General features: G+C 33.8%; 17 protein-coding genes. 3 read left to right on the forward strand and 14 right to left on the reverse strand.

Translation table 11 applies throughout. The features are described from left to right. The first annotated feature begins 212 nt into the window (after window positions 1–212). Together IGJ66_RS08350 and IGJ66_RS08355 are read left to right on the forward strand one after the other, a co-directional pair. Window positions 213–1,022: a DUF1189 domain-containing protein gene (locus IGJ66_RS08350; protein WP_067480746.1), complete on the forward strand. Its 810-nt coding sequence runs from the start codon at window positions 213–215 to the stop codon at window positions 1,020–1,022. Window positions 1,023–1,144: 122 nt separating this feature from the next. Then, window positions 1,145–2,092 (forward strand): phosphoglycerate dehydrogenase, encoded by a 948-nt coding sequence (locus tag IGJ66_RS08355; protein ID WP_086270798.1) that lies wholly within the window; start codon window positions 1,145–1,147, stop codon window positions 2,090–2,092. A gap of 135 nt (window positions 2,093–2,227) precedes the next feature. Here the strand turns inward: IGJ66_RS08355 and IGJ66_RS08360 are convergent, their stop codons facing one another. The 7 genes from IGJ66_RS08360 to mltG all read right to left on the reverse strand — a co-directional run bounded on the left by IGJ66_RS08360 (window position 2,228) and on the right by mltG (window position 7,804). Continuing rightward, a complete protein-coding gene (locus tag IGJ66_RS08360) occupies window positions 2,228–2,527 on the reverse strand; it encodes a HesB/YadR/YfhF family protein (RefSeq protein WP_430616497.1) in 300 nt (99 codons plus the stop codon). 18 nt (window positions 2,528–2,545) lie between these two features. Further along, a complete protein-coding gene (locus tag IGJ66_RS08365; protein WP_067480737.1) occupies window positions 2,546–3,211 on the reverse strand; it encodes a potassium channel family protein in 666 nt (221 codons plus the stop codon). 209 nt (window positions 3,212–3,420) lie between these two features. Next, window positions 3,421–4,053, reverse strand: a complete 633-nt coding sequence (locus tag IGJ66_RS08370) for a response regulator transcription factor (RefSeq protein WP_067480731.1) — start codon at window positions 4,051–4,053, stop codon at window positions 3,421–3,423. 6 nt (window positions 4,054–4,059) lie between these two features. After that, a complete protein-coding gene (liaS, locus tag IGJ66_RS08375) occupies window positions 4,060–5,127 on the reverse strand; it encodes a two-component system sensor histidine kinase LiaS (protein WP_271026815.1) in 1,068 nt (355 codons plus the stop codon). After that, window positions 5,124–5,855 carry a cell wall-active antibiotics response protein LiaF gene (gene liaF / locus IGJ66_RS08380; RefSeq protein WP_067480723.1) on the reverse strand — a complete coding sequence of 244 codons (732 nt, stop codon included), beginning with the start codon at window positions 5,853–5,855 and terminating at the stop codon, window positions 5,124–5,126. Before liaF ends, liaS begins: the two co-directional genes overlap by 4 nt. A 162-nt stretch (window positions 5,856–6,017) precedes the next feature. Continuing rightward, window positions 6,018–6,497, reverse strand: a complete 480-nt coding sequence (greA, locus tag IGJ66_RS08385) for a transcription elongation factor GreA (RefSeq protein ID WP_067480720.1) — start codon at window positions 6,495–6,497, stop codon at window positions 6,018–6,020. Between the two features lie 134 nt (window positions 6,498–6,631). Continuing rightward, a complete protein-coding gene (gene mltG / locus IGJ66_RS08390) occupies window positions 6,632–7,804 on the reverse strand; it encodes an endolytic transglycosylase MltG (protein ID WP_270344705.1) in 1,173 nt (390 codons plus the stop codon). Between the two features lie 169 nt (window positions 7,805–7,973). Between mltG and IGJ66_RS08395 the strand changes: the two genes are divergently transcribed. After that, window positions 7,974–9,131: a serine hydrolase domain-containing protein gene (locus IGJ66_RS08395; protein WP_270344707.1), complete on the forward strand. Its 1,158-nt coding sequence runs from the start codon at window positions 7,974–7,976 to the stop codon at window positions 9,129–9,131. A gap of 70 nt (window positions 9,132–9,201) precedes the next feature. Here IGJ66_RS08395 and IGJ66_RS08400 read toward each other — a convergent pair whose 3' ends face one another. The 7 genes from IGJ66_RS08400 to IGJ66_RS08430 form a co-directional block, all read right to left on the reverse strand. Beyond that, window positions 9,202–10,152 carry an NAD-dependent epimerase/dehydratase family protein gene (locus IGJ66_RS08400; RefSeq protein ID WP_067480712.1) on the reverse strand — a complete coding sequence of 317 codons (951 nt, stop codon included), beginning with the start codon at window positions 10,150–10,152 and terminating at the stop codon, window positions 9,202–9,204. Window positions 10,153–10,363: 211 nt separating this feature from the next. Further along, window positions 10,364–11,788: a lipopolysaccharide biosynthesis protein gene (locus IGJ66_RS08405; protein ID WP_271026818.1), complete on the reverse strand. Its 1,425-nt coding sequence runs from the start codon at window positions 11,786–11,788 to the stop codon at window positions 10,364–10,366. Then, window positions 11,781–12,758, reverse strand: coding sequence for a glycosyltransferase (locus IGJ66_RS08410; RefSeq protein WP_271026819.1), 978 nt, complete (start codon window positions 12,756–12,758; stop codon window positions 11,781–11,783). Before IGJ66_RS08410 ends, IGJ66_RS08405 begins: the two co-directional genes overlap by 8 nt. Before the next feature lie 27 nt (window positions 12,759–12,785). Further along, the gene (locus IGJ66_RS08415; RefSeq protein ID WP_271026820.1) at window positions 12,786–13,613 is read right to left on the reverse strand and encodes a LicD family protein; all 828 of its coding nucleotides are present in this window, start codon (window positions 13,611–13,613) and stop codon (window positions 12,786–12,788) included. Further along, complete coding sequence (locus tag IGJ66_RS08420) at window positions 13,597–14,994, reverse strand: O-antigen ligase family protein (protein ID WP_430616498.1); 1,398 nt, start codon at window positions 14,992–14,994, stop codon at window positions 13,597–13,599. The genes IGJ66_RS08415 and IGJ66_RS08420 overlap by 17 nt, the downstream gene beginning before the upstream one ends. Window positions 14,995–15,015: 21 nt before the next feature. Next, entirely contained in the window at window positions 15,016–15,993 is a 978-nt protein-coding gene (locus IGJ66_RS08425; protein ID WP_430616499.1) for a glycosyltransferase family 2 protein, read from the reverse strand. Next, window positions 15,994–17,049 carry an NAD-dependent epimerase/dehydratase family protein gene (locus IGJ66_RS08430; RefSeq protein ID WP_376021763.1) on the reverse strand — a complete coding sequence of 352 codons (1,056 nt, stop codon included), beginning with the start codon at window positions 17,047–17,049 and terminating at the stop codon, window positions 15,994–15,996.

Genomic DNA, 17,049 nt, shown 5'->3' on the forward strand with positions numbered 1-17,049 from the left:
CATACGCTATTTTCGCAAAATTTTCAGCCAGATTATCAAAAAATTAGTAAACAGCTTCGTTTAGTCATAAAAAAACAAGCAACTAATTTCTTTAAGAATAACATTTTTCTGATTGACAACCAATCAATCGTGTAATTTTGGCTCCTTCCCTTGTATTTCCAGCCATACTTCGCTAGAATTGCTGTTGAAGACAATACTAAAGAGGAGCTATTATGACAACAAAACAATTATTATTCAGTTCATTTACACAATTCAAAAATCTCAAAGAGGCACGACAAACTCCTTTTTGGAAATCAATTCTTTATCTCTTAGCGCTAAGCGTAATCATGGCTTTGCCAATTTCATTCCAAGTCTTTCAAGTTTTGGATAACATCAAGACAGATGGACAACAAATTGCAAAAAAAATCCCTGATTTTGAAATCAAAGATGGGCAATTAGATGCCCATGGCGCTGAAGGTTTCATTTATCAAACAAATTCCATCATTTTTACTTTTGATCCAGATGGAAAACGTTCTGAACATGACATCTCAACTGATTTGATGGGTAATTTTATCAGTGTTGGCATGCTGAAAGATCAAATGGTTATTGCCTTACCAAATTCTGGCACAACTACTTCTTTGTTGGGTAGCAATGAAATGACCTTGAGTTATTCAAATGAAGCATTAGCTAACTTGAATGGGAAACAAATGCGTGAAGTCTTAGCAAAATCAACGATTCCGTTTTGGATTAAAGCAGTGACTTTTATTATCACTATTTATCCAAGTTTTCTTAACTTACTGATTACATTAATTATTGCAAGCTTTGCCGGTTATATCTATGCTCGTTTGCGTTTGACTAGAGCAACATTCCTTGATTGTTTAAAAACAATGATTTATGCGATTACTTTACCAACACTTCTTTCCACTGTGCTTTTAATTTTTGTTCCAACATTTGATACAAGTATCTTCATCACATTAGTTGGGTTATTTATTTTCATTCAGGCAAGTAAAGGTTGGCCAAGATTTCAATTACCAAAACAATAATTCTATTTGAGCTATGACAGCTGTCATAGCTCTTTTTTTATTTGCTGACCTCTTCCTCATCAACTTACTTCAAACTTTTCATACTTTGCGCTAAACTTAAGACAAGAAAGGTGGTCAAATCTATGAAACAGCCAATCATTTACTCCACTCGTCCTTTTCGTGACGAATTTATAAAACAAATTCAGACATTTGCACCAAATTATCAATTCAAAACAGAGCTAACTCCTGCTGAACTCTCACAAGTCGAGATTAGTTTAGGTTGGAATCGTGAATTTCAGTCTGAACTACTAGCAAGTAATAACTTGAAATGGGTTCAATCCATTTCTGCGGGTGTTGACACATTACCATTGGAAGAATTCTCAAAGCATGACATTTTACTTTCAAATGGTAGTGGTATCCATAGTGAATCAATTGCTGAACACCTAATGGGCGTTATCTTTGGATATTCACGTGGTCTTTTTCAGGCACAAAAAGCACAAGTTTCTCAAAATTGGCTTGGCTCATCTGTTCACTATCAAGCAATCCAGCATAAAAAACTGCTGATTATTGGTACTGGACGGATCGGTAAAATGGTTGCTCAAAGAGCAGAAGTTTTTGGAATGGAAATCTATGGTATCAACACGACTGGTCGGCCAGTAGAGCATATTAAAGAAACCTTTCCGTTAGCAAAACTTAAAGAAGTCTTACCAACCATGGATATTGTAATCAATATCTTACCCTTAACCGAACAAACTAACGGTTTATTTAATCAAGAGTTGTTTACTTTCTTTTCACCAACAGCGCTCTTCATCAATGTTGGTCGTGGACCATCTGTTAAGACCAACGAACTAATTGATGCGCTCAATCAAAAGAAACTAGCTTTTGCTGCGCTAGATGTCTTTGAAGAGGAACCACTCCCAGAAAACAGCCCACTTTGGTCAATGGAAAATGTGTTGATTACTCCACATATTGCTGGTTTGACTCCCCATTTTCAAACTAAATTTATGGATATTTTTCTCAAGAATCTTGAAAGTTATCTTTCAACACAGACTCTTGTAGTCAATCAAGTACAGTTGCTTTCTGGTTATTAAAATAAAGATTCGCTCACTGAATAAAATCGAATAATCGCGTAATTTTTTGTTTTGTGAACGAAGCAGATTAGAGTTATTAGTCAAAAAATAACGGAGAAACCAATCAATGATTTCTCCGTTGTTTTTATTTTATTGTTAATCATTTTTTTCAAAATGATAGGCTGGTTCATCCTTTTTGACGTCGTAATCGACAACTAAATCGTATCCTTTGAAGAACCATTCATCCGCTTCTTCAATAAAGAACTTCATGCCATCAATCAATTCTTCTTCAATGACATTTTCTGGTTCTTCAACTGATAAACCAATCGAAAAGCCTTCGTGTACCTCTGTTTTACCATAAACTTTTCCGAAAAAGCGAATGCCAAGGTTTTCAGGTGGATTCACTTCTTTTTTGAACCATTCTTGTGCTGCAGGTGTTACTGTTAACTTCGTCAAAATCACTCACCCCTATAATTATTGATTCATTTTATCGTCAAGCATCTCTACATCTTCCGTTTCTCCAATTACTAATAAATTATCATTTTGACGGACAAACTCATCTGCTGCTGGAGAAACAACCACTGTTCGATCCACTCGACGAATCGCTACAACAGTTAAATCAAACCGTTGACGGAAATTTAGTTCGCCAAGTGTTTTATTGAAAAACTTAGGATTAGCTACTCGAATTTCAGCTAATGAGTACGCATCCGTCAGTTCTAAGTAATCTAAAATATTTTTTGAAACTAAATTATGCGCAATTCGAACACCCATATCTCTTTCCGGATGTACTACGCGATCTGCGCCAATTTTTTCTAAAACGCGTGCATGATATTCATTTTGTGCCTTCACTAGTATGTTAGGTACACCCATTTCCTTGACCATTAGCGTTACTAAAATGCTAGCTTGAATGTCTTCACCAATCGCCACAATCACATGGTCAAAGTTACGAATTCCTAACGAGCGCAAAGTCATCTCATCTTGCGCATTTGCTACCACTGCATGCGTAGCAATATTCATATATTCATTTACGCGATCTTCATTGCTGTCGATTGCCAAAACTTCTTGTCCTGATTCAATCAATGTGCGACAAATACTGCCACCGAAACGACCAAGACCGATGATTGCAAAATTTTGTTTCAAGTCATTACTCCTCTTCATCCTTATTTCTTTTCAAGTATAGCAAAGCCTTTTCAAAAACAAAAGGGGCGAGACTTAGCCAATCTTTTTCCTTCAAAAATTGACTGATTTTCCTTCAAAAAAATAAAAAAGCGGGACAAACACAAATTTGTTTTGTCCCACAGTTTTTTTAAATTCAATCAGCTGTTCATTATCAATTATTTTTTTATTCGTTATTTGACCAAACCATGTTTGAACGCATAAATTGCGGCTTGTGTACGATCCTCAACTTCAAGTTTTGCCAAAATATTTGAAACATGGGTTTTGACTGTTTTCAAAGTGATAAATAACTCATCTGCGATTTCTTGATTACTCTTTCCTTCAGAAATCAACATCAGAATTTCATTTTCTCGTTTCGTCAGGTCTTCATGCAGAATTGGTTCGTTTCGGCGACTCATTTTTTCCATCATTTTGGTTGTTACTTCTGGCTCCAGTACTCGTTCGCCACGTTGCGTCGCACGAATTGCATCTGCTATTTCATGCGCAGTCGAAGTTTTTAATAAGTAACCTGCAGCACCAGCCTCAATTGCAGGATATACTTTTTCATCATCAATAAAACTGGTGACAATAATAATTTTTGCCTCTGGCCAATCTTTTAAGATAGCTTTTGTTGACTCAATTCCATCCATTTCTTCCATCACTAAATCCATTAGAATAACATCTGGTCTCAGTTCCATTGCTTTCTCATAGCCAATTAAGCCATTCTCAGCCTCTCCGACTACTTCGATATCCTCTTGAATAGATAAGTAAGAAGAAACGCCTAAACGCACCATTTCGTGGTCATCTACGAGCATTACTTTTATCATCCGCCGTTATACCTCCTTAATTAAAGGAACCTTGATCTCGACACTCGTTCCCTGTCCCTTAAAGCTAATAATTTTCACTGTGCCACCAATTCCTGCAACACGTTCTTTGATATTTCCTAAACCGTAACTTCCCGTTTTCGTTTCGTTCATATTGAATCCCGTTCCGTCATCAATGACCCGTAACAATAAATTATTGTCGATTCGGTGTAAATAAACCTCTAATTCATTCGCTTTTGCATGGCGTAATGTATTTGAAAGCAACTCTTGCACAATTCGGAAAAGATGATCTTCGATTGAACTGGATAATTGAACATCTTCAATCTCCCACTTCAATGAAATTTGAATTTTATTTTGTAATTCTTTTAATAATTGCTCAATTCCTTGTTTCAAACTTTTCTCTTCCAGATTAACTGGTCGTAAATGTAATAATAACGCGCGCATCTCTGATTGAGAAGCGTTAATGATCTCTGCGACCATACGTAGTTGTTTCCGAAAAACTTCTGGTGTATCACTTTTTTCTGCCTGCTCAGTCAAAGCAGACATCATCATCATGGCTGCAAATAACTGCTGTGAAACAGAGTCATGCAATTCACGCGCTAATCGATGACGCTCTAATTCTAAAATTTCTTCTTTTGTTTGTCCATTTACATATTGCGGACGACTTGTCAAAATTTGAAGTTCACTAGAAACTTCAATCATTTTTTCTTTAATTTTAATAATTTCTTGGTCAATATCTTTGATATATTCGTTATCAGCTGCTGCTAAAATCGGTTGATCCAAAATTTTTGCATCATAGTTACCAGAAGAAATTGCTCGTAACTTTTCTTCGATTTTACCATATCTTGTTTTTTGAACAACTGATACGATCAAAAAAGTCAATAATCCTACACCTAAAGAAATCGCAAATAGATGAAAAATCAGTGGTACATAAAGCAATCTTGCTTGCAGTAATTCTGCCCACCAATGGTTCTGTTTACTTGCATAAAAATAGGTGAACATAGCGAATAAAATAACCATAAATGTGCTAAGAGAGGCATAAAAGGCAATCATTGGTCGAGAAATTTTCCCAATCATACACGGATCACCTCGACATCACCAAGCAAGGTATTCGTAATAATTTTCAATCGACGTGGATTCTCGTCATAATCATTACTGTAAATTTTGATTGATTCATTTTTCAATGCAAATTGTTCTTCTTCAAAGTAAACATTTCCAACTATCGTCGCATGTTCTAAACTGATAGCAATCCCTAATGGAACAAGAATTCTTGTTCGACCAACACCTTTTCGAACGATGACAATATTATCATCTTTAGGCAACAAAGTATTGCCTAAATCAATGATTGTATCACCCGTAGCAATCGCAATATTGATGTCATCCCATTCATACACATCTGAACCAATTCTCTGATTGCCAATCAATTGTTGTTTCGTACGTTCGTTGTTATGTGGTTTCAACTGTTCTGTCTGAATCATCATCATTTGCTTTTTGCGCCAAAAAGCATTCTTGGTTAAATCAATACCAGAGATTTCAACACCCTTTAGTCCAATAAACAACACAGCAAAAATCAGCATCAACCAGAGTGCTGGACTGCTAACTAAACTGAAAAAAAGGATCAAGCTCCCTAGAATCAATTGAAATTTTTGGAATTTTTTGCGTGGTTGTTTGCGTAGTGCCAAATAAATATTGAGTGCGCCAAAGACCACGAAGATTAAAATTTCTGTATTATTAACAATTTGCCAAACAGCAAATAATAGCAATAAGGTTTCTACTACGACAAAAAATCGTAAAGAACTATTCATCAGCTTGCTCCTTTCCTATTCACTTTCTTCATCATACCTATTTTTTCTAAGCTTTACTATAGGTCTCTGGTTGTAAAAAGCTATTTTTCTTATCAAATAAACCAAAAAGAAAGACCTAGACTAATCATCTGATTATGCTCTAGGTCTCTAGTTAACAAAAAATTAAGCCTGTTCAACTTTAACGATTTTAACTAACATATCTCCACCTGGTGTAGTGATTGTTACTTCATCGCCTTTTACTTTTCCAATCAAAGCTTGTGCAATTGGAGAGTCATTTGAAATCTTACCGGAAAATGGATCAGCTTCAGCACTACCAACGATAGTATATTCTTCTTCATCACCATCAGGAAGTTCAACAAATGTAACTGTTTTTCCGATTGAAACTTCGTCAGAATCCACGCCATTATTATCAATGATTTGTGCAAAACGAATCATTGTTTCAATCGTTGTGATACGTCCTTCTACAAAAGCTTGTTCATCTTTTGCTGATTCATACTCTGAGTTTTCTGACAAGTCACCAAAGCTCCGAGCAATTTTGATACGCTCAATAATTTCTCCGCGTTTAACTGTTTTTAATTCTTCCAATTCTTGTTCTAGTTTTTCTTTTCCTTCTAGCGTCATTGGGTAAACTTTCTCTACCATTCGTAACGTCTCCTTCATCTCAATAAACTACCACAAAAGGTAACCTTTTATGGACTATAGTCCAAAAAAGATTACCATGCTTTTTCTAAAATGTAAATGTTTTTCTAAAAATGAATGAATAACACTAGTTTATTTTATGATTTATTGACATATTTTTCAACTAATTCTAAGTGTTCTTCATACGTTTTGGCAAAGTAAACATTTCCTGTACTTATGTCTGCCACAAAATAGTAATAATCATTATCTGCAGGAGATAAGACTGCTTTGATGGACTCCTCACTAGGACTATCAAATGGTCCAGGTCCAAACCCAGGATTCGTGTATAAGTTATATGGAGAATCAACCGCAGTATCAGCATAACTTACTGTCTCTTTGTGTTCGCCAAGAGCGTATAAAACGGAAATATCCGTTTGTAGCGGCATATCTGACTCAATTCGGTTATAGAAAACTCGTGCAATATTCTTACGATCATTTTCCTTGACGCCTTCTTTTTCAACTAAAGATGCCAATGTCAATACTTCTTGAACAGTGCGATTTTGTTGCTTAATCGTCGCATAGTAATCTTGCATAACTGAGTCTGTTTTTTCAACCATTTGGATAACTAAATCTTTCAACGAAGTATCCTTATAATAATCATAAGTAGCTGGGAACAAATAGCCTTCTAAATGATATTTTACATCTTTAGCTTGAGATGAACTTTCCAGCAATTCTGGGAATTTTTGATACAACTCTTTTAAGAAAGCATCATCTGTTATCAAATCTAAAAATTCTTGCTTGTCTTTCCCGGTAATCTTAGCCACCCGACTTGCTATTTGATCGATATCATAACCTTCAGGAATCGTGATTTTCCCATCAGCAACTTCTTTGGGTTCAGCAGTACCACCTTCTTGCAGTAATTTACCAATCTCATCTAAAGTCATGTTTGGAGCCATTTGATAAAATCCTGCTTGGAAACCAGTTAAATTTTTGAATTTCGTATAATAATTAAAAACGATACCACTTTTGATAACATGGTCGTTTTCTAGGATTTCACCAATTTGTTTATTCGAAGAACCACTTGGAATCTCTACTTGAACCAATTGACTATCCGAATTATCTAATGGTTTTAAACCACTTTCAACATACTTATAGGTAGTAAAACCAAATACTCCAACGATTGCTAATAAAGTGATTACGATCACTAAAATGATCTTGCCAACGATTTTATCTTCTTTTTTACGCAAATTTTTACGTTTGACCATCACTTCTTGCGTTGTGGTGTGTTCAATTTTATTTTTTTCTTCTGGATGTTGTTTGTTTTCTGACAAAACAACTCCTCCTTACTCTCAAGTTCATAACTTCATCCATTATACATGAAATTCCTTTCAGAGTGAATTCTTTTCATAAAATATATTATTGCAAAATTGTTAGTAGGAATCTTCTTACTATCCGTATTAAAATGAAGATGTTTTAACAAATATCAGAAAGGGTCATCCTATGCACAATAAAAAACATCAAAAAAGGCAAGCAAGGAAAAAGACGGTTCTTCTTGCTATCTTAACAATTTTTCTGGGATTAGGCGTAACCACGAGTTGGTATTTGCTCCTACTTTCTGACACAATCAAGCCCGTTGCAGATCAAGAACCAGCAACTGTCGTAAACTTGACAGCTTCCGAAAAAAAAGCAGCAACGGAAATGGATCAATTGCTGAAAAAATCGAAATATATTGGCACAATCTATGTTCGAAAAAACAATCGAATTATCTTAGAGAAAACTTATGGCTATGCAGACAAAGAAACAAATCAGCCAAATTCTCTATCACTCGACTATCAGATTGGTTCGATTCAAAAAGCGATGACGGCACTCCTCATTCTAAAACAAATCGAACAGAAAAAAATAAGCTTTACAACACCTTTAGCAACCTTCTATCCGCAAATTCCAGGTAGTCAATCAATCACGATTCACGACTTGTTGACAATGCGATCGGGGTTGCATAAGACCGAGCAACCTTCTGTTCCACTGACTGACCGTGACATTGTTCAATTTACTGTAGAACATTTAAAATGGACTGATTACCAGACGTATCATTATGAACCACTAAACTTTACTTTATTGGCGGGAATTCTAATGCAGTTGACTAATAAAAGCTATGAAGAGCTATTATCAGATTCGTTAATCAAACCTCTTCAATTGCAACACACCGATTTTTATGAAAATGTCAAAAATTCTCCTCAGCATGCAAAATCTTATCAAATGTCAGCTGATGATGACTACTGGAAAGAGTTAGATGAAAACGAAACTGCGATCCATAACGAATTAGGAACCGGAAATATCAGTATGAATACGTATGACTTGGCAGCTTTTTTTACAAAAGTACTATCCGGCCAACTTATTCCCAAAAAACTACTCTTCTCACTTTGGCAGAATAATCAACTGAAACATCCTTATAGCGGGGGTGTTTACAGCGGTGCAGATTACATTTTAGCGCAAGGGAACATCAATCGTTTTCACTCAGTTGTTGCTATGACAAAAGATACTAAAAACGCAATCGTTATGCAAAGTAATATCCAATCTGACACAAAAATCAAACCTGGGGCAGTTGCTATCAGGAATCAACTGTACGAAATTCTAACAGGCAAAAAACTTCCTTCATAATTTTAACTACAAAAAAATAGCGAGGTGGTAAGTAAAATTACCGCCCCGCTATTTTTTCAAAGTAAATTCTTTACTTGACAAGCTCACTTTCAATATAGCATTTCATACCAGCCAAAATATCAAATTTTGGCTGATAGCCTAATGTTTTGATTTTTGAAATATTTGCCAAAGAGTCGTGAATGTCCCCTGAACGTTCCTCTTCAAATTTCAGTTTCAACTTCACCTGTAAAATTTCATCAATTGCCTGAATCAATTCAAGTAACGTTGTACCGTCACCGGTGCCTACATTAAACTGTTTGCCTAATGCTTCTTCCTTCGTTGCCACTAACATCAACGCTTGAATCACGTCTTCGATATAAACGAAGTCCCTTGATTGACTGCCATCACCAAACAAAGTGAAAACAGTTGCCTCACCTGCCAATTGTTTTTTGTAGCGATCCATTAAAATCGAAATAACACCGCTATAAGGTGAATTTGGATTTTGATTTGGCCCATACACATTAAAGAAACGAACGGCGCTAGTTGGCACATCATACAAATGATAATAATCCAAAACATATTGCTCTGCTGCAAATTTATCCACTGCATAAGGTGTCAACGGACGAATCACAGACTCTTCTTGTTTTGGTAAAGTCAATTCATCTCCATAGACAGCTGCAGAAGAACTGAAAACTAAACGCTTTAGTTTGGGTTGATATTGGCGAATCAATTCTAATAACATCAAAACACTTTCAAAGTTCACCCGATGTGTTGCAACTGGACGCGCAACAGAATCTGCAACACTCGCAACCGCAGCTAAATGAAAAATATAGTCAAATGAATGATCACGTAACAATTTCTCCATTAGGCTTTCATCTGTCACATCACCTTTTACAAATTTAAGATTACTTGATACAACTAAATTCTCCTGTTTTCCCATGGATAAATCATCCACAACAACGATTTTATTTTCTTTACTTAAATAATTTGCTAGCGTAGAGCCAATAAATCCAGCTCCGCCAGTGATTAATATGTTATCCATTTTTTCACCTCAACTACATAATACCTTAGTTATCCACGTTAAGTTTAACATTAAAAAATGAAAAACTATAGTTATAACATTTTTTAAATATAAAAAATTTTTTCATTTATTTAAACCAAAATAGTACTAATTATAACAAAAAACTGTAGAACAAAGAATTTTTCCCTTTGTCTACAGTCTGACACAGCCACATGCTGTTCCTTTTTTGCTATTATTTTCCTATTAACAACGCTTTGAATTCTTTAAAGCTTCTGATAAATGAACGATGAACAAATAAGAAGTAAATCAGATAAACAACTAAATAAGTTAACATGCTTACAAAATTACCACCAAAAAGCTGGTTACTGATAATAAAGAATATTGTAACTATCGTCTCAAGTACCAAACTGTAGCCAACCGGAATCTTCATTGATCGACATAAGAAGAATTCTGCTAAATTACAACGGAAAGCCAAACTAAATAATATTAATCCTACTGCAAGCGTTAAGTCACCTATCACAAAAATTACCAATAAAGATGCTAGTAATGTCATTACTAACGTCAACACATTCACTAATAGAATCGTTTTTTCTTTTCTTAACGTCTTAAGATACGTATTGATAAGTAAAGACATTCTTCCCTCATAGATAATAATTGGGAAAAGAATACCCATGAATTTCAAACTTTCATTGTACTCTGGTAACCAAGCGCCTAATATATATTTTGCAGGGACATAAAATAGCAAAACACCATATGTTAATGGAACAAAAAGTCCTCTTAGTGTAACAAAAAGACTAGGAAGTTTTTGCTGATTTGTTCTTCTAAGCAAGGGAAACATAACAATCCCAACTGCGTTAACAAATGTTAAAAACATATTAGAAATACTTAAAGTAAAAGATAACTTACCGAATACTTCAATTGTCCATTTCTTTTCTACAAAAAAGCGAATAGTTCCTGTAATCAACATACTAGCTATACTAGATAGCATCAATTTACTACCAATATTAATATTATCAAATATCTCTAAGAATAGATCATTAAGACGGATTACTTTTATGCTTAACATATCTTTTACCCGAGTCATTCCCCAGATTGTAACAATTAATTTGGACAAAATATCCATGATTATCAACCAAATAAAATTGCGTCCACCCATAGAAAAGTAAATCGTAATAAAAAGAACGTAAAGATATCTATCATTTCTTGATAGCTGTGCATACTCTTTTATTCTATTTGTTGATTGGAATATATAGAGAATAAAAGTTTTCATAATAGTGATAAAAGAAACCACAGCTGTCAAAATTAATATTGTAGATTTTGTACTTGCAGGCATCATAAAAATTGCCCAAAGTATAACAGCAAAAGACATGATAATTTCAAAAGTGGCTAAATACCAAAACTGAGAACCTAAATTTCTTTTATCTAAGTTTGAGTATTCCTCGCCACCAATTTTTAAATAAATTCCGTCAATCCATCCAAAATGTAGAAATCCTACATACGAAGAATAAAATATATAAAGTTGCCAATAACTGTATTCAGTAACACCTAGTAGTTTTGGAACAAATAAGTTCAGTAAAACTGAAATTCCCAAGGTAGCAAAATTAGCTGCAACTGTATAATACAAATTTTTTATCACAGATTTTGCTTTTTCATTCACTGGCTTTACTCCTTAGATTTTTTACTTTAAAGATATGATATAAATCCGCAAAGTAGTTGAAGACACCCGGATAATTAAACGTATTAATAATGATCTTATTCATTTTTTTACTGCTTAAAATATTAATTCTAAACTCATTGGCCGCTTCCATCTCACGATAAATCTTTTCCTTTGACTCAACTTGTTTTATCTCTTCATTTTGTCGCATAAAATTTAATGCAGAATCAATCCGAACATTAAATCTTTTTAACGTATTAATTCTGGCATCATATATTCCAGTCTGTTGTTTAGCACTGGAAACTTCTTTCTGAAACGAACTATTCGCATGACGTCTAAACATAATTGTTGGCAAAGGTAGATAATATAACCCGTCATAAAGCAGTCCAGCAGCCCACATTGCAACATCATGAGCCGATTTTTCTGCTAATTTATAATAATCTTGTACTATTGGAACAAAAGTTTTACGGATTCCAAACACACACCCTGGTCTTTTTAAGAGCACATTTTCTTTGATAAACTTAACTCTGTTAGTTCCTTCGACAGTCTCAATTTTTCTTAATTTTGCCGAACTTCCAGTGTTCTCAATCAATTCATCATAATCAGACACTAACACAGAAATATCGGCATTTTTTTCAAATTCTTGTGTCATAGCTTTTATTTTAGTAGGTAACCAGATATCATCTTGATCACTGGTAAAAATAATATCACTACTGGCTTCAGAGAGAAGACTCATAAAGTTTTCTCTCCATCCTTTATTCACAGTGTTAACCTTAAAATACCAATTTACTAAATTATTTTTTTTAATATAGTCTTCGATGATAGCTGCTGTATTGTCAGAAGAGCGATCGTCAAAGATAATTACTTCATCAATTTTTCGCTCCTGATTTTTCAACGAGTCTAACTGTTCAACTATATACTTTTCACCATTATACGTTGCCATAACCACAGCTGTAGTCAAATTATTCTGCATATAAATAGAACCTCTTTTTCACATTTCTTAATCTCTAAAGTAGAAATCATACGGATGATGTGTCACTCTTTCTTCTTCAGGTGGAAGCATCATATAATCATCATATCTAAGTCTTAAAAATTGATCTCTTTCTTTGATAGCTCTGAAGGTGTGCCCTTCAAATTCAACATCCTCGTATTCTTTAAACCAAGCTGTTGGAAATACGCCCCAATATATATTGATAAACTCCATATATCCACAGTACTCGGCATCTTTAATTGGATATTTAATTACCAATTCTTCATATTTCTTTTGCCAAAAATTAAAGTCACCTTGTTTTAAAAGTTTACGATATTTAGGATAATATAAAACTCTTTTCATTTTTGCCTTTATCCAAGACCTTGAGATAGCATAGGAATTATTCAAAGAAAAAACCATATTTGCTCGATAAAGTTCACACAAATCGCCAAATTTTTTACGTTCTTCCAAATCTGTTGGAAAACCATCAATAGGAAAAATATCTACATATACGCCTAGTTGTTCATCCTCACTATTGTAATATTGCTTACTGACTGCCTTTGTGTCTCTGTCTACTAATTTAGCAAATGCGTATCGGTAGTTCTCCGTATCTTCCGGGCTTAACAAAATATATTTTTCTTGTTTTCTCAATAATGTCAATAATTTTTCATAATTTGGTCTAGTTAATACAATATCTAAATCGTCATCCCATGGGATATATCCCTTATGTCGTTCAACCCCAATTAAACTTCCGTAAAAAATCGAATAGTCAATGTTATTTTTCCTGCATAGTTCATCAATGTAAACTAGTATATCTACACTTATATCCTGGATATCTTTATTAGTTAATTTTTTCATTTACAGATTCACTCATTTCTTGATTTCCCAGATTATTGTAAGTCAGTCTTCCTAAATATAAGAAAAAGACCATTGCACCTAATTTATTAACCAAAACTATATCTGTGATTAAACAGGCTGAAATCAACACAACTAATGCAATATTTGCCCAATAAAGATATCTCGTATAGTGTTTAATTTTCAGCTTCCACAAATTAATTAATGTCTGGACAATTTTTATCACTAAAAATAAAGTGAATGGGATTGTCCCCAACAAACCAGTTGTAGCTAAAAGATAAAAGAAAAAATTATGTGGTGTCTGTTCTTTCTGGGCAATCCATGTCTGAGGTAAATTTTCCTTTGCATAGCTAAACATATTTTTGGGTGATGTTCCTAGTAATTTCTTACTTTCAAATATTTCAAATGCACTATTCCACAACTTAAATCTACTGTTTGAAATATCTGCATCTTCTCCAACATCTTTTCTTTGTAAGCTAAGTTCTTTTTCATGTGTTGAATGTTTTTTAATTATTGTGTGTTGATCTATCGAGTTGATTAATACAACAGACGCTTTTTGTGTACCAACAAATAAAAACATGCTAATTAAAAATAAAACAAACGCCATGATTGTAGAATGTAGAGTTCTTTTTAATAATGAATTACTTTTTCTAAAATAAAAGGTTAAAAAGAAACCGCTAATCACTATTACAGCGAATAATTCAATTTGCGCAGTTCTTGAACCAGACAAAACAATATAGAAGTATTGGAATAGTGAGCTAACAATCAAAAATGATTTAAATACTTTATGATTTGTTTGGAAATATAAGTGAATTGAGAATAACAAACTAATCATTGAAATTGTCGCAGCATAGTTTGGGTCCACAAATACACCATACAATCGATTTTCAATAAATCCTAGACGAACACCATAATACAATTTATCCAGTGGCATCGTATAACTAAATCTCACCAAAAACATTCCTAATGAAATTGTAACTAATAGGAACCACAAACCAACTAATATTTTTTCAAACCACTCAAACAACTTAGTGTTTTTCTTGCTGCTCATCTCATATACCACAAAGAAAAACAGCATCTGCCAAAATATTATTTTTATATTAGACAATAAACCAGTTCCACTTACCAAAGATGAAATAAGCATTGCCAATGTAAAAATTATTAGCAACAAATCTAACTTTTTCTTTTTTAAAATCCATAAAATTCCATTTCTGGCTAATAGACAACCACCAACAATAGCTATTATTCCAAAAATTAAGCTATCGAAAATAGAAGGTATTACGCTATACAAACTGACCATTCTAATAATCAACATAAATTCCCAGAACAAAATAAATGGCACTTCTGCTTTATCAAGCACTTTATTCACATTATTCAATATCATTTTTACTCTGACTCCGTATCTTTAATCATTTTTTGTTTTTTTTACTCTTGATTCTAGTAAAGATAAATAGCGATAGACATTAGGATGAATCATTAAAGCAATCATCGATATTTTTCTTGCTTTAGTGAAGTATTCATTTTTCAGAATAAATAGAAGGTTGTTTTTTAAAAAATAAATAATTTCTTTTTTTACTGATTTGGGAACTTCTTTTTCACTCGCCATTATTTTATCTAATACAACAAAATACGCCCAACAGACTCTTGTGTGTGCGATTGAAGAATAATTTGGATAATTTGTATTTATATATTTTTCATTTTCTACCCATGCTTCAATCGTGTCTAAGTCTTTCTCAGAGTAGGGTGACGTTGTAATACTGTTCGATCGATGGTAATAGTAATACTTTGGCTTCATGTCAGCAACCACTTTTGTAACATTCTCTAATAACAAAAACATTACTGCGCCATCCTCAGTTATCTTTCCATCAGGATACGTGATATTTTTAAATAACTCTCTCTTGTACAATTTATTTATTGGATGAACAGAAATAACCTTAGCTTCAAGTATCATTTTTACAGCTTCATCTCTGGTTAAAACATAATATCCTTCTGGTTTTGCTTGTGGTTTTTTCCCTTCATAAACATCATAAATACCACATATTGAAATATCCGCGTCTTCTTTTTTTAAATTATAGTGTAACAACTCATACATATCATCCTCGATATAGTCATCACTATCCACGAATCCTATATACTTGCCACGTGCATTTTCTATACCAGCGTTTCTAGCAGAGCTAACCCCCATATTTTTTTGGTGGATGGCCTTTATTCTAGAATCCTTTGCGGCGTATGCTGTGCAAATTTCACCCGATCTATCAGTTGAGCCATCATTTACCAGAATTAATTCAAAGTCTTTAAATGTTTGACCTAATACTGATGAAATAGCCTTCTCTAGATATTTTTCTGCATTAAATATCGTCATAATAATACTAATTTCACACATTTACTTCTCACCCTTAATTATTTCAACGGTATGTTCTAACGATTCCTCTAAATCAAATAAAGGCATCCAGCCCGTTGCTGTCAATTTTGTATTGTCCAAAACAGCTGTATTTGCTTTAGAAAATCCTTTACTTTCAATTTCATCTGGTAATTCAAAAATAACTTTTTTACCACTGATGTTTGCTAATTTTTTTGCCAAATCTTTCAAATGCAAATCAAATTGCTCGTTTGAAACATTGTAAGCTTGACCACTTTCACCATGTAATAGTAAATACAAAATTGCAGAAACTGCATCTGCAACATAAACATAAGAAAAGTATTGGTTACCTTCACTTTTTAACACGATATCTTCCTGATTGACAGCATTTAGAATAAATTGAGAAGAAGCTTTGGTATCAGAAGTTAACATCGTTGGCCCAAATGTTCGGCATAGACGTGGAATAACAATATCTAACCCATTTTTCGCAATGTATGCTTGACAAAGTGATTCGCTCACTCTTTTGCCTTCTGGATAACCAGCACGTAACGTATTACAGTCAATATAACCACAATATTCTTCGTTAAATTTTTCAACGTCTCCACGATTTTCACCATAAATTTCAACTGTTGATAAAAATAATGTTCGTTGGACATTGGTTGCCGCTGCATGTTTTAACACTTGATCTGTCCCAGCTAAATTGGTCATGATAGTTCCAATTGGATCAGTTGCATAGGCTTTAGGATGTGTGTTGCTTGCTCCATGAATCATATAATCAACCAAAAGATCTTCCGGTAAAGGTTCTGTCACGTCGCCTTCAACAATCTCAAAAGTTGACAAGTTTCGATATGTTAAAAAACGCGTTTCAAGTTTTTCCCGATTTCTCCCCATAGCAAATACTTTGATTTTTAATCCCAATTGCTGGTTTGCTAGCATCAAAGTGTCAATTAAAAATGAGCCAATCATTCCAGAAGCACCAATCATTAAAATTGATTTACCATCAAGTTTTTCCAGTTCAGGTAGACTCTCAACTACTTTCGCCAAATCAGCTTGATACATGGGCTGTTCAACTAATGTCAT

This window comes from Enterococcus sp. DIV0176 (genome assembly GCF_050528535.1).
Taxonomy (GTDB): Bacteria; Bacillota; Bacilli; order Lactobacillales; family Enterococcaceae; genus Enterococcus_B; species Enterococcus_B thailandicus.

Excerpts from the sequence above, each read along its gene's own strand:
- IGJ66_RS08395 (WP_270344707.1), top strand. The coding sequence starts at position 7,974 with ATGCACAATAAAAAACATCAAAAAAGGCAAGCAAGGAAAAAGACGGTT.
- liaF (WP_067480723.1), bottom strand. The coding sequence starts at position 5,855 with ATGAATAGTTCTTTACGATTTTTTGTCGTAGTAGAAACCTTATTGCTA.
- IGJ66_RS08415 (WP_271026820.1), bottom strand. The coding sequence starts at position 13,613 with ATGAAAAAATTAACTAATAAAGATATCCAGGATATAAGTGTAGATATA.
- IGJ66_RS08430 (WP_376021763.1), bottom strand. The coding sequence starts at position 17,049 with ATGACATTAGTTGAACAGCCCATGTATCAAGCTGATTTGGCGAAAGTA.
- IGJ66_RS08400 (WP_067480712.1), bottom strand. The coding sequence starts at position 10,152 with ATGGATAACATATTAATCACTGGCGGAGCTGGATTTATTGGCTCTACG.
- greA (WP_067480720.1), bottom strand. The coding sequence starts at position 6,497 with ATGGTAGAGAAAGTTTACCCAATGACGCTAGAAGGAAAAGAAAAACTA.
- IGJ66_RS08355 (WP_086270798.1), top strand. The coding sequence starts at position 1,145 with ATGAAACAGCCAATCATTTACTCCACTCGTCCTTTTCGTGACGAATTT.
- IGJ66_RS08420 (WP_430616498.1), bottom strand. The coding sequence starts at position 14,994 with ATGATATTGAATAATGTGAATAAAGTGCTTGATAAAGCAGAAGTGCCA.
- IGJ66_RS08425 (WP_430616499.1), bottom strand. The coding sequence starts at position 15,993 with ATGTGTGAAATTAGTATTATTATGACGATATTTAATGCAGAAAAATAT.
- IGJ66_RS08370 (WP_067480731.1), bottom strand. The coding sequence starts at position 4,053 with ATGATAAAAGTAATGCTCGTAGATGACCACGAAATGGTGCGTTTAGGC.
- liaS (WP_271026815.1), bottom strand. The coding sequence starts at position 5,127 with ATGATTGGGAAAATTTCTCGACCAATGATTGCCTTTTATGCCTCTCTT.
- IGJ66_RS08350 (WP_067480746.1), top strand. The coding sequence starts at position 213 with ATGACAACAAAACAATTATTATTCAGTTCATTTACACAATTCAAAAAT.
- IGJ66_RS08410 (WP_271026819.1), bottom strand. The coding sequence starts at position 12,758 with ATGCAGAATAATTTGACTACAGCTGTGGTTATGGCAACGTATAATGGT.